This window comes from Thiorhodococcus fuscus (assembly GCF_042682685.1).
Lineage (GTDB): Bacteria > Pseudomonadota > Gammaproteobacteria > Chromatiales > Chromatiaceae > Imhoffiella > Imhoffiella fuscus.
Window position 1 is genome coordinate 54,130 of sequence record NZ_JBHUHX010000059.1, and the last position, 13,783, is coordinate 67,912.

Genomic DNA, 13,783 nt, shown 5'->3' on the forward strand with positions numbered 1-13,783 from the left:
AGTGCCAAATCATCTGCGCCGAGCCATTCCCAGGCCCGCGCCGGCACAGCCCGACATCGGCCACATCACCCTTCAGGAAGAGACGCATGATCAAGCTGTATCGATCCATTCCTTCACTCGCCATCATCCTCGGCACCGCCCTGCTCTTCATCGGCTGCTCACAGGCCGCAGGGCCGCAACTCTCGCCGCCTGAGGCGCTCGACATGGCGAACAAGGGCGAACTCACGCTCATCGACGTCCGCACCCCGATGGAATGGCGCCAGAGTGGAGTCGCCCCCATGGCCCATCGTATCGACATGCACGACCCCAAGGGGCCGGACGGGTTCGCCCAAGCGGTTCTGCAGACGGTGGACGGCGACCGCTCGGCAACCATCGGGCTCATCTGCCGCACCGGAAACCGCAGCCGACACATGCAGCAGGAGCTGATCTCACGCGGATTTACCCATGTCTACGATGTCAAGGAAGGCATGATGGGCAATCCGAACGGCCCGGGCTGGATCCGTCGCGGTCTGCCCATCAAGCCCTGCCCCAACTGCTGAGGCCGACAGGAGGATGATCTTCGCCATCATCGCCCGCTCACTCGCCCCATTCGTGCCCCATCGCACGCGCTGCGGTGAGGGCACCCGCCGCAACAGATCCATCACACATCACCGAGGAATAGAGAGATGATCAAGGTAACCACGATTTGCGCCAGCCTGATCCTGGCCGCGACCGCCACCTCCGCGATGGCGGCCAACCCCAAGGTCGCCATGGACGTCAGCATCGACGGCCAACCGGCCGGCACCATCACCCTGGAATTGTTCGCCGACAAGGCGCCCAAGACCGCCGAGAACTTCCGCGCACTCTGCACCGGGGAGAAGGGTGACGGCCTCGATTTCGCCGGAAGTCCCTTCCACCGCATCATTCCTGGATTCATGGTCCAGGGCGGCGACATCACCAACGGCAACGGCACCGGCGGCAAGTCCATCTACGGCGCGCGTTTCGCGGACGAGAACTTCGACCTCGACTTCACCGGACCAGGCCAGCTCGCCATGGCCAACGCCGGCCCCGACACCAACGGCTCGCAGTTCTTCATCACTCTGGCCGCAACCCCCTGGCTCAACGGCCATCACGTGATCTTCGGCCAGATGGTCGACGGCATGCCGGTCCTGCGCGCCATGGAGGAGCAGGGAACGCGCTCGGGTCGCCCAAAGACCGACGTCACCCTGACCGCCTGCCGCCAGCTTTAAGAGACATCCCCGGATGAGGCTTTGCCCCATCCGGGCTACGGGTCTTCACTCGGGATCGCAACGGCGCAGATAGCTGGCAAAGCGTGGCAATCCGCTGCTCGTGTGGCCCCGATAGCGGAAGGTCACGCAGCTCCCGAGCGGTGGCGGATCGTCCCGCTCGGCATCCGAGAACCCGGTCCCGATCCGAAACCGCCGCCCCTGTCGATCCTCGACCAGCAGCGAGCCCAGCATTCCCTCGTACTTGCCCCGTCCCGGAAGTTGTCCGAGGACAGTGGCCTCGTCATCCAGATAGGGCTTGAGCTTGAGCAGGTCGGAGGTGCGCCCCTCGCGGTAGAAGGCATCCTCGCGATGCAGCATCAGCCCCTCGCCGCCCGCCGCCTCCAAGGACGCAAGATGCTCCATGAGCGCCTCATGATCGGAAACGCGGAACTGATCGACCCCGCGCAGATAGGGGGCGTCCGATGCGCCGATCAGGGATCTCAACTGCGTCAAACGGCCCCCGAAAGACTCGCCGGAGGCCGGCAGGTCGAAGACCATGAAGCGCACCTCGCGCCAGGCGTCCTCGTCCGGTTGCTGATGGCGGACGGTCCCGGACAGACGCGCGAAGTCACCCCGCCGCATCCAGAGTTCGCCATCCAGCGGAACGCTCGGAAAACCGGCTGTGAACCAGGCCGGCGCACGAATCTCGTGCCCTCCGCGACTGACGAGACGCGCCCCGTCCCAATAGGCACGCACCCCGTCGAGCTTCTCGCTCACCCAATAGCGGGAGAGGTCGACACCTTTCTCGTAGACCTCGGCCAGTTGCAGCGCCGGCCTGAGAACCGTGTCGGCCGTCTTCGGATCCCCGAGGGACACGGATAGGGATTCAGCGTGCTCCGCTCCAAATCCGATCGGCGCCTCGACCGCCCGCGCCGTATCGAGCGCCAGCAGAAACGCGACCAGCGAGATCGCCGACGATATCCCCGTTGCATAGCCCATGATGGCACTCCCGGATGTCGATGCTCGGATGGACCCAAACTATCCAATTACATCGCATCAGACAACCAATCGTGTACGAGCGTGCGCCGGGAAGGACGCCGCGCAAGGTTAGCAAGCTCAAGCTGCCGGCGGTCGACGACTCAAGATCGATGGCGTGTGCCTTCGGTCGATCGGCCAAGGATGCCGCATTGAGCGGGCGGGGGATTACGGCGAAGAAACTGGAGGGGATGCAGCGAACGGCCAGTGGGGAATATCGTCCACCCGAACCGGGTGGAGCGACCACCCGAAAAAAGCGTCCAAGGCGACCGAATCCCTAAGTCACCTCGGAATGCGGTCTAGATCGCGATCGGACGGTAGAACAGGTGGCTGCCAATCCGTGTCGTGCGGCGGTAAGCACTCGACCAAGAGGGCTTGCAGTAACTCGCATGGTAGTAAAGCGCGCCACGGGTCGGATCAGGGACCGCGTCATCCAGAACCTTCCGCGCGATATCCATGGCCCGCCGCCAAGCACGTGCATTCTTGGGGCGATCCGATCGTCCGTCGCACCACCAAGAGAACTGGCAGCGGTTACGCTTTGTTCCGCCTTGCTTCACGACGGCGCAAATGGATCCGGGAAACGCCTTGGAGCCGACGCGATTCAAGGTCACCCTGGCGACCGCGATCTGGCCGGCTTCCGGCTCCGAGCGGGCCTCGTGGTAGATATTCAACGCCAAGCAGCGAAGATCCGCGTCCTCTTTCGACAAGGCCGCAACCGGCTCGACACCCTCGTCGGCCGTCGATTCAACGTCCTCGATGACGGGAATCGCGGCAACGACCTCCGGCTCGCGATGCTCGATGGACGACGAGGCCAGTAGAGAGGGAAAGATCAAGGCGGGCAGGGCCGCGAAAGTCAGCACTTGCATGTATTTGGGATCTCGATGTGCTCGGCATGCAGGAAATTATCCCCTGCATGATATAGCAATACCCCTAATAGGGAAATCCCTAATACACGTGATCGTGTGCTTGCGCACACATCATGCAACGCAATTGACGGCTATGGAGAACCAGCGCGAGCTTCCTTTGTCTCTGTAGATTACACCAAAACTGCATTACACTATTTTCGGTGTAAAATATTTTTGATGTAAAAAAGCAGGGATTAGACCATGCGTACAGTGATCGGTAGCCCCGTCGAGGGTGATGACTTTTTCGATCGCGAATCGGAGCGCCGACGGATGTGGCGCCGTTTGGAGACCGACAGTCTGTTGCTGCTCGCGCCGCGACGGATCGGCAAGACCTCCTTGATGCGAGCGCTGTGCGCCGAGGGCGCGGACCACGGCTTCCAGGCGGTGAACCTCAGCTTTGCCGCCTGCAACGACGAGATGCACTGTGTTCGGGAACTCGCGAAGGCCATTACCAGCGCTCGCGGCCTCGACCTGTCCGCACTCCAGGGGGCGCTCAAGGGACTGCTGCCGGATCTGAAGTCACTGAAGCTGGGGCCGCTGGGGATCGAGCTGGCCACGGGTGAAAGCCCGGATTGGCGCGACCTCGGCGAGGCACTGACCCGCTCCCTCGGCAGCCTCGACGGACGCTGGCTGATCGCCGTCGACGAGGTGCCGGTCTTCCTGCTCCATCTGCTGAAGCAAGACGACGGACTCGCCCGTGTGCGCGGCTTTCTCTACTGGCTGCGCACGCTGCGCCAGGATCACCATGCGCAGGTTCGGTGGATCCTCGCGGGCTCCATCGGGCTCGACACGGTCGCCGCCCGTCACGGACTCGGCGACACGGTCAACGATCTCAAGCCGATACCGCTCGGCGCCTTCGAGCAGGAAACCGCCGAACGGTTTCTCCAGGCGCTCGCCGAGAGCTATGACCTGGACATGACCGCCGAGGTCTGCCGCCACATCATCGCGCAGCTCGGCTGGCCGGTGCCCTACTACCTCCAGATCCTGTTCGGCGAACTCTACGACCGGGTCGAGGACGGCGAACGGCTCGACACCGACCTGGTGGAGCAGATCTTCGACGACCTGCTGAAACCGGCCCACAAGGGCTACTTCGACTACTGGCGCCAACGCCTCACCGAAGAACTGGGCCAACCCGACGACGGCCATGCGATCCACCTGCTCAGCCATTGCGCCCGAGACCCGAGCGGCGCTAGCCGCACGATTCTGGAGCAGGCGCTCGCCGAACGGATCGCGGAGCCCGACAGCCGCGAGACCTGTCTGCGCTATCTGCTCGACATCCTGGAGAGCGACGGCTATCTGGTCCAGCTCGACGGCCGCTGGCGTTTCCGCCTGGAACTGTTGCGCCGCTACTGGCTGCAGCGGGTGGCGCCATGACTCGCGGCGAACTGGACGAGGCACTGCACGGTGTCGCCGTCTACAATCCGGACCTCTTGAGCCGCGACGAGCTCAAGCGCTACTTCGTCGGACGTCTGCCGCTCCTGGAGCGCATCCTCGCCGATCTGAAGCGGGAGCGGCCCGGCCGTATCGGCCAGCACCGGCTCTTACTCGGCCAGCGCGGCATGGGCAAGACCAGCCTGCTGCGGCGCATCGCCATCGCCGTCGAGGAGGCCCCCGAGCTGGACGCCATCTGGCTGCCGCTGACCTTTCCGGAGGAGCAATACAATGTCGCCGATCCGGCCGATCTCTGGCTCAACTGCCTGGACGCGATCGGCGACGTCCTGGAACGGCGCGGCCGGACCGCTGAGGCCGAGGCGCTGGATGCCCGTATCGAGTCGCTGAACGACGCCTCGCCGGAGACCGTCCTGAATGCACTGCTGGACCAGGCACGTCAACTGGATCGGCGTCTGCTGCTGTTGCTCGACAACGTCGATCTGATCCTGGATCGGCTGCGCGAGCATCACTGGGCACTGCGCGAGGCCCTGCAGTCCTGCCCGGAACTGCTGCTTTTCGGCGCCAGTGCCCGAGCGATCGAGGCCAGCTACCAATACGATGCCGCCTTCTACGACTTCTTCCGCATCGACGAGCTGAAGGGGCTCACCGAGGACGAGCTGCGCGCCACCCTGATCCGGCTGGCCGAGGTTGGTGGCACGCCGGCCGTCGCCGAGCTGGTCGAGCGCGATCCGGCGCGTATTCAGACCTTGCATCTGCTCACCGGCGGCAATCCGCGCACCACCGTGCTGCTCTACGGCGTGCTCGCGCAGGGACCGGGCGGCGATGTGCGCTCGGATCTGGAAGGGCTGCTGGACCGGGTTACGCCCTTGTACAAGGCCCGCTTCGAGGAGCTACCCGAACGCGGCCAGCAGCTCGTGGACGCGCTGGCCCTGCACTGGGACCCGGCCAGCGCCCGCCAGCTCGCCGACCGGCTCGGCTGGGGCGTCAACCTGGTCTCGGCCCAGCTCGACCGGCTCCAGGTCCAGGGTGTCGTCGAGAAGACCGCGCCCTACCAGGGCAAGCGCGCCCTGTTCCAGCTCGCCGAGCGCTTCTTCAATATCTGGTACCTGATGCGTGCCAGCCGCCGCGTCCGCCGCCGCCTGGCCTGGCTGGTGCGCTTCCTGCGCATGTGGTTCAGCACCCAGGAACTCGACACCCATGCCCGCAGCCAGCTCGCGCGCCGGCGCGCCAATGCCCGCGACGCCGAATACAGCCTGGCCCTGGCCCAATGCGTCGAGGACGCACCGCTACGTTCCGCGCTGGAGAACCAGGGACTGCGCGCCCTGCTCGACGACGGCGAGACCCGCCGACGTCTCGGCGAACTGCTCGACCTGCGCGGCGAAGATGCCGCGCTAGCCACCAAGGCCGAACGCATGCGGGCACTCGCCGAGATCCGGGAGCGGATGACTGCGGCGCTGGAGGCCACCGAGGTCGACATCGATCGAGAGGTCTTCTTATTCCAGCTACTCGGCAGTCCGTCGCTCTCGCTCAGCGAGAAACAGCAAATGGCCCGAAACGCTGGTGGCTGGACACCGAATCAATGGCGAAACTTCAGCCGAATTCTCGATGAAGAACGACAGAAAGGACAGGCTGTTTTCCGCATTGACATGACGGCGCTCTATCAGGCGATCGGAGAAGGGGATATGACCGCCTTTGATGACATAGAAGGCGCAGCCGCAGCGGCGGAACGTCTAGGCACGAGCGATCAACTGGCTGTTGCCTTGATGTTCCATGCCAATCAGCACCCGGAGGAGAGCGAGCAGGCCTACCGCCGCGCCATCGAGATCGATTCAAACTTCGCGTACCTCTGGAACGGACTCGGCAATTTGCTGATGCAACACTTGGCCCGCTACGACGAGGCCGAGCAGGCCTTCCGCCGCGCCATTGAGATCGATCCGGATTTCGCCGCCCCCTGGAACGGGCTCGGCAATCTGCTAAAGAACCACTTGGCCCACTACGACGAGGCCGAGCAGGCCTACCGTCACGCCATCGAGATCGATCCGGACTATGCGTACCCCTGGAACGGGCTCGGCAATCTGCTGACACAACACCTGGCCCGCTATGACGAGGCCGAGCAGGCCTACCGTCGCGCCATCGAGATTGCCCCGGACTTCGCGTACCCCTGGAACGGACTCGGCAATCTGCTGCAGGACCACTTGGCCCGCCACGACGAGGCCGAGCAGGCCTACCGCTGCGCCATCGAGATCAATCCGGACTTCGCGTACCCCTGGAACGGGCTCGGCAATTTGCTGCAGGACCACCTGGCCCGCTACGACGAGGCCAAGCAGGCCTACCGTCGCGCCATCGAGATCGATCCAGACGATGCGGCCCCCTGGTACGGGCTCGGCAAGCTGCTGACACAACACTTGGCCCGCTACAACGAGGCCGAGCAGGCCTTCCGTCGCGCCCTCGAGATCGATCCGGACGAGCCAGCCTTCAGCAATGCACTCGCTTGGTTTTTGTACCAACAGGATCGGGATCTTCCGGAGGCGCGCCGTATTGCCGTTCGAGCGGTGGAGCTTGCACAGGAACATCCGGCACATCTCCACTGCATCCATACACTCGCCACGATCCTCACTCGTCTCGGTGACTGGCCGGCTGCGGCACCGCTGATCCGGCGCCTCGTCGACGAGAGCAGCACAGCCTTCATCGAAGAGATCTGGGACGATGTCCTGACGCTGTTCCAAGAAACCGTGCAGGCCGACCAAGCCGCTGCCGCGCGCGACCTGCTCGACGCCACGGAGGCCGGCGAGCGGTGGCGGCCGCTGCGCGAGGCGCTGGCTGCGGCAGCCGAGGGTAGCGCGGACTATCTGCGCCTGGTGGCACCGGAGGTGCGCACGCCCGCGCGGGCGATCTTCGAGCGTCTGACTGCTGAACCGCGCCCAGTGCGAAATGCGTCATGAGGTTTCCTTCGAGCGAACCTTCCGGGCTGCGTCGCTACAGTCAGCCCCATTTGACTGATTCGGACCTCATTCACGACAACTCCCGCGCCCGATCGAGCACGGGCGCTTAAACGCCCGCCGGTCCCAAGCAATCAGCATCAACGCTGTGCACCCCACGGATTGGTGACGGCCACGCCCGCAGCCTCGGAGAAGGCCATCCCGGGCGTTGCCGCCATCATCCTACTGGCGACAATCCAGCCTCATCAGTGTCTACACTTGGCGAACAACCTGCTCGCCACCGGGCGTGCGCCGATATCGGATCCACCATCACGACGACGCCTACGGGAGGACAGCATGAACCGCAAGCCTACGCCCCACCAAAGCGTCCCTCGACGGCTTCTCGCCCTGGCCCCCACCCTGCTCGCACTGGCCATTCCAGGCGTCCGGGCCGACTGCCCTGCAGCCCAGCCGGAGCCGCTGCTGCCGAGCGATCCGGCGCTCTGTCGCGCGCTGGCCCCGGTGGTGCGCGACCCGAGCGCCCTGCCGCTCGACCAGTACGAGGCGCAGCTCGCCGACTTCCTGTCGCACTGGTGCCACCGCGACAGCGAGGCCGGCTGGGTGCGCGACAAGCGGGTGCGCGATACCGGCCCCTTCATCGCCACGCGCGGGACGGGTGAGAACGGACAATGGAGCGGGAGCGCCTACGGTACCCATGGTGCGGTGCTGATCTGGTACTCGCCCGAGATGGTCGAGTGGCTGGAGCGCCATCGACCTGCCGAGCCCGACGTGGCACGTCCGGCTGATGCCGAGCCAGTGCCCGACGGCGCCATCATGGTGAAGGAGATGTATCCCTCGCCCGCCGCACGCTGCGCCAAGGTGGCACCGGAAAGACTGGAACCTTCGAGCGGAGCGGCGGTGATGGTGCGTGACAGCCAAGCGGCCAAGGACGGCTGGTTCTGGGGCTGGTACGGCTGGACGGGCTGGGACCCGGACTGGCCCGCAGGTCCGAGCAACCGGCTTCCCTACATGGGTTTCGGCCAGTACTGCATGAACTGTCACGCCTCGGCCGCCGACAACCTGACCTTCGCCGATCTGAAGAACGTCGAGGGCTTCGGCGGACAACCCAACGTCTATCTGGTGCAGGACTGGTTCGAGCGCCAGAATCAGGCCCCCGCCCACCACGAACTACTGACCGAGGACTTCGACGACTCGCTGCCGGTCGATCAGCCGCGCGAAACCAGCGACTCGGCGATCCTCGCCACGCTTCCGGGCACCGCTGCGGGCGCGAACGGGATCGCGCTCGCCCGCATTGATCTCAGCGCCATCGCCCTCCCCTCCCAGACCTACGACAACGTCTGGATGCCCGCCGACGGACCCGCCGTCCACAGCCAGTATCTGACCAGCGACCAGTGTCTGGGCTGCCACGATGCCGGGGGCACCGGTCTGCAATTCGACATGACCGCGCCCGACCCGCACGGCGACGCCCTGCTCAACCTCTCGCCCTACGCCACCTGGCGCAGCTCGCCGATGGGGCTCGCGGGACGCGATCCCGTCTTCTTCGCCCAGCTCGCGAGCGAGACCCAGCGTTTCCATCCCGACCAGTCCGATCTGGTGCAGACCACCTGTCTCGGCTGTCACGGCATCCTCGGCCAGCGTCAGTGGCAGATCGACACGCGGCCGGAGGCGAGCGGACCAGACGCCCAGGACGGGTGCGCAACCTTCGAGCGCGCCCTGGTCGACGCCGTGCCCTATCCGCCAGACGCGCCGAACGCGACCCACGCCAGCTATGGCGCGCTGGCGCGCGACGGCATCTCCTGCATGGCCTGCCACCAGATGGTGCTGGGCGAGGCGGCCACCCGCGCTGTTGGCGACCAGCCGCAGAACCGCTGCGTCGAACGCCGCCAGCGGCAGCTCAACCCGGACGCCACCGGCTTCGCCCGCACCTTCACCGGCAGCTTTCTGGTCGGCCCGCCAGACCGGCTCTACGGCCCCTTCGAGAACCCCAAGCCGAAGCCCATGCAGCATGCGCTCGGCATCACCCCGGAGCACAACGCCACCATCCTGAGCTCCGAGGCCTGCGGCACCTGCCACACCGTGCACCTGCCGGTGCTGCGTCAGGGCGAGACGCTCGCCCATGTCTACGAGCAGACCACCTACCCCGAGTGGGCCTTCAGCGCCTATCGCACCGGCGACAGCCCCGACGGACCGCTACCTCGCGGCGCGGGCACGCGCGCCCAATCCTGCCAGGGCTGTCACATGCCCTCGCGCGCCCCGGACGGCACGCCCTACCGCAGCAAGATCGCCGCGATCCAGGAACTCGACGGCTTCCCCGCCACCGACAACACCCTGCCCGCCGAGGCGATCGACCTGCCCGAGCGCGACGGCTTCGCCCGCCACACGCTGGTCGGGCTCAACGTCTTCCTGGTCGAGATGTTCCAGCAATTTCCCGAACTGCTCGGGATGCGCACCCAGGATCCGATGATGGTCGCCAAGGGGCTGGAACCCCTGCTGCGCACCGAGCGGGCGATGCTCGATCAGGCCGCGCACGCGACTGCGGCGATCGGCATCGAGGGCGCACCGCAGCTCGACGGCGGCTACCTCTCGGCTCAGGTACGCATCGAAAACCTGGCCGGACACAAGCTCCCGTCCGGGGTCGGGTTCCGTCGCGCCTTCGTCGCTTTCGAGGTGCTCGACGCCGACGGACAGGTCCTCTGGGCCTCCGGGCGAACCAATGACGCGGGCCTCATCGTCGACGCCGAGGGCAAGCCGATCGCCGGCGAGCTCTGGTGGCGCGACGACTGCTCCGCGCGCATCGCCCCTGAGACCCGCGCCCACCAGCCGCACTATCAGCTGATCGAGGCGCAGGACCAGGCACAGATCTACCAGGAACTGGTCAGCACGCCACCGGAAGAAGGGCCGGCGAGCTGCGGTCACGACGCCGCGCCCGTGGGCGAGCTGACCACCAGCTTTCTCTCCATCTGCGCCGAGGTGAAGGACAACCGCATCCTGCCCCACGGCTATCTGGACCTGGCCGCGCGCACCGAGATCGCCCGTGCGCTGGGTGCCGGACCCGACCTCGCGGCCGACGCCGGCTCCACCGCCGTCGGCGACGACCCGGACTATGTCGAGGGCGGCGCCGACCGGCTCATCTATCGCATCGCACGCTCGGAGCTTCAGGGACGGCCCGCCTCGGTGCGCGCCACGCTCTACTATCAGGCGACTCCGCCCTTCTTCCTGCAGGACCGTTTCTGTACCGCCACCGGCAGCGACGCCGAACGCCTGCGCTACCTCGCCGCCCACCTCGACCTCGACGGCAGCGCCGCCGAGGACTGGAAGCTCGCGCTGGTCTCCACCGGGGCGGTGGCGATCGAAGTCCGTAGCGAGCGATAGCCTGGTGTATTGCGCCGAAGGGAAGGCCATGCGGCGCAATAGGCTAACGCTATTGCGCCCTACGTGGTTGGTCCCACCGGGGCGTCGGCATTCGAGATCTTTCCACGATCATCGCAACCGCGTTGGCGGCGATCGAGGCCAACGCGGGACGCACTGTGGATCCATTGCGCCCAACCTGCCCTCGACTGTTCTTACCTCCATCTGTCGTGCCCGGCGGACGATCCCGGTGCCAGCCGCTATCATCAGACCGAGCGAAACGATGGATCGAGATGAACCGAGGCAAAACGATGATTCAAGACCGGAAATTTCCCGAGGACTTTTTGTGGGGTGCCACCAACGCCGCCTACCAGATCGAGGGGAGCCCGCTGGCCGACAACGCCGAGCCCAGTATCTGGCACAGACTCACGCACACGCCCGGCTGGATCGCCACTGGAGATACGGGGGATGTAGCCAGCGACCACTACCGGCGATTCAGGGAAGACGTGGATCTAATGGCCCAGATGGGCTTGCAGAGCTACCGTCTGAGCATCTCCTGGAGCCGCGTCATCATGGGCGGACACGGCATTATCAACTCGCTGGGGCTGGACACCTATCAGCACCTGATCGACGCCCTGGTGGAAAAGGGCATCAAACCCGTGGTGACCATCTACCACTGGGACCTGCCGGCGGCGCTGCAGGATCGCGGCGGCTGGATGAATCCCGACAGCCCCTCCTGGTTCGCCGAATATGCCGAAGTCCTGTTCCGCGCGCTCGACGACCGAGTCGAACACTGGATCACCTTCAGCTCGCCCTGGGCGATCGCCGCTCTGGGCCACCTCGAAGGAACCCTGGCCCCAGGCCATCGCGACATCTTCGAGGCGCCCCGCGTCGGCCACAATCTGCTGCTCGCACACGCGGCTGCGGTCGCCGCCTACCGCTCGGTCGGCAAGCACGAGATCGGACTGGCCGTAGACATCGAGCCACAGCACCCGGCCAGCCGTAACGAGGAGGATCGGGCCGCCGCGAACCGGCGCGATGCCTACGTCAACCGCTGGTTCCTCGATCCGCTACTGCTCGGGCGCTACCCCGAGGAGCTGATCTCGGCCTTCGGCGAGGCCTGGCCCGAGATCGACCCGACCGACATGACCCGCATACAGGCGCGAACCGACTTCATCGGGGTCAACTATTACACCCGGGGCCTGGTCCGTGCCGACCCCAACGCCCAACCCTTCGGCGCCAACCGCATCCGCATGCAAGGATCCTTCGACAGCGAGATGGGCTGGGAAATCTATCCTCAGGGGCTCATCGAGGCGCTGCTCGGGTTCAAGGAACGCTACGGCAACCTACCGCTCTACATCACCGAGAACGGCGCCGCCTTCGCGGACGTGCCCGCGATCGAGGGCGAGGTCCCCGATCCCGAACGGATCGGTTTCCTGCGCGCGCACCTACGCGCCGCTCGCCGCGCTATCCTCGCTGGCGCAAACCTGCGCGGCTATTTTGTCCGATCGCTGCTCGACGGCTTCGAGTGGACTCAGGGTTACTCCAAACATTACGGTCTGATCCACGTCGACCCAGACGATCAGACGCGGATACTCAAATCCAGCGCGCGGTTCTACCGCGAGGTCATCAGCAGCAACGGAGAGAACCTGAACCAGGAGTCCGTTTGAATGAATATGCCCCCTTCGAGAAGGGGCAATTCGAAACATGCCGGAAAAACAAAAAATCGAGGAGACGAGGAATGGAGAGGCTCATACAGCGCCTGAACATCGCCAGACAGTTCTACGCGATGGCAGGACTCAGCAGCATCGCGATCATCGGCATCGTCGCTTTCGCCGAGAGCACGCATCGGATCGAAGACACGCACCTCACCCTTCTTGCAGGCGCCGCCATCTTGGCGCTCGCCCTTTTCAGCTGGTACCTCGGTCGCTTCAACGCGCATCGGGCCGAGACGATCGTGTACGCCATCGCGGCCATGGCGAAAGGCGATCTGACCAAGAAGATCGCCATTTCCGGCAAGGACGAGTTCGCCTGGCTGTGCTGGGAGTACAGCTGCGCACGCAAGGGCTTCGCCGAGATGATCAGCGGCATCATGGGGCACTCCATCCAGCTCGCCGACTCCGCCGCACAGTTGTCTGCAATCACCGAACGCGGTGCGCAGGGCGTGCTGCGCCAGCAAAACGAGATCCAGCAGGTGGCGACGGCCATGACCCAGATGTCGGCCACGGTGCAGGAAGTGGCCCGCAACGCCGCGAACGCCTCGCAAGCGGCACTGGAGGCGGACACCCAGGCACAGGCGGGACATCGGGTGGTGAACGAGACGGTGGACACCATCAACGCCCTGGCGGAGGAGGTCGGACGCACGGCCGATGTGATCCAGCGACTCAAGGGTGATAGCCTCTCGATCGGCAGCATCCTCAATGTCATCGGAGACATCGCCAAACAGACCAATCTGCTCGCGCTCAATGCCGCGATCGAAGCGGCCCGCGCCGGCGAGCAGGGGCGAGGATTCGCGGTCGTCGCCGACGAGGTGCGCACGCTGGCCAGCCGCACGCAGCAATCCACCCAGGAAATCAACCAGATGATCGAGCAGCTCCAGGCCGGCGCCAACCAGGCAGTCGCAGCCATGGAGCTGGGTCGCGTCAAGGCGGAAGCCACCGTCGCCCAGGCCAGCAACACCAGCGCGGCGCTTCAGGCGATCACCGACGTCATCGACACCATCAAATCCATGAATATCCAGATCGCCAGCGCAGCCGAGGAGCAGAGCGCCACGGCCGAGGAAATCAATCGCAACATCGTGAGCATCAGCGACGTGGCCAACGAGACGGCCGAGGGATCTCAGCAGACGGCATCCGCGAGCGACGATCTCGCGCGGGTGGCCGTCGATCTGCAGTCCCAGGTCGGCCGCTTTCAGGTGGCACGCTGATCGATCACGCTTTCTACAGGTAACCACCAA

Annotated in this window: 9 protein-coding genes; 7 read left to right on the plus strand and 2 right to left on the minus strand. The window is 65.4% G+C overall.

Annotated elements, in window-relative coordinates:
- Positions 1-86: 86 nt before the first annotated feature.
- Positions 87-539, plus strand: coding sequence for a rhodanese-like domain-containing protein (locus ACFSJC_RS18535; protein WP_386028683.1), 453 nt, complete (start codon positions 87-89; stop codon positions 537-539).
- 126 nt (positions 540-665) lie between these two features.
- Entirely contained in the window at positions 666-1,229 is a 564-nt protein-coding gene (locus ACFSJC_RS18540; RefSeq protein WP_386028684.1) for a peptidylprolyl isomerase, read from the plus strand.
- 45 nt (positions 1,230-1,274) lie between these two features.
- On the opposite strand, the gene ACFSJC_RS18545 is transcribed toward ACFSJC_RS18540, so the two are convergent.
- Together ACFSJC_RS18545 and ACFSJC_RS18550 are read right to left on the minus strand one after the other, a co-directional pair.
- The gene (locus ACFSJC_RS18545; protein ID WP_386028685.1) at positions 1,275-2,207 is read right to left on the minus strand and encodes a DNA ligase; all 933 of its coding nucleotides are present in this window, start codon (positions 2,205-2,207) and stop codon (positions 1,275-1,277) included.
- A 335-nt stretch (positions 2,208-2,542) separates the two neighbouring features.
- Complete coding sequence (locus tag ACFSJC_RS18550; RefSeq protein ID WP_386028686.1) at positions 2,543-3,109, minus strand: cell wall hydrolase; 567 nt, start codon at positions 3,107-3,109, stop codon at positions 2,543-2,545.
- 240 nt (positions 3,110-3,349) lie between these two features.
- Here ACFSJC_RS18550 and ACFSJC_RS18555 point away from each other — a divergent pair, with 240 nt between their 5' ends.
- The 5 genes from ACFSJC_RS18555 to ACFSJC_RS20050 all read left to right on the plus strand — a co-directional run bounded on the left by ACFSJC_RS18555 (position 3,350) and on the right by ACFSJC_RS20050 (position 13,753).
- Entirely contained in the window at positions 3,350-4,522 is a 1,173-nt protein-coding gene (locus tag ACFSJC_RS18555) for an ATP-binding protein (protein WP_386028687.1), read from the plus strand.
- A complete protein-coding gene (locus tag ACFSJC_RS18560; protein WP_386028688.1) occupies positions 4,519-7,482 on the plus strand; it encodes a tetratricopeptide repeat protein in 2,964 nt (987 codons plus the stop codon). Before ACFSJC_RS18555 ends, ACFSJC_RS18560 begins: the two co-directional genes overlap by 4 nt.
- A 333-nt stretch (positions 7,483-7,815) precedes the next feature.
- Positions 7,816-10,851: a cytochrome P460 family protein gene (locus tag ACFSJC_RS18565; protein ID WP_386028689.1), complete on the plus strand. Its 3,036-nt coding sequence runs from the start codon at positions 7,816-7,818 to the stop codon at positions 10,849-10,851.
- A 287-nt stretch (positions 10,852-11,138) separates the two neighbouring features.
- Positions 11,139-12,497: a GH1 family beta-glucosidase gene (locus tag ACFSJC_RS18570; protein WP_386028690.1), complete on the plus strand. Its 1,359-nt coding sequence runs from the start codon at positions 11,139-11,141 to the stop codon at positions 12,495-12,497.
- 545 nt (positions 12,498-13,042) lie between these two features.
- Positions 13,043-13,753: a methyl-accepting chemotaxis protein gene (locus ACFSJC_RS20050; protein ID WP_465325911.1), complete on the plus strand. Its 711-nt coding sequence runs from the start codon at positions 13,043-13,045 to the stop codon at positions 13,751-13,753.
- The last annotated feature ends 30 nt before the right edge of the window (positions 13,754-13,783 follow it).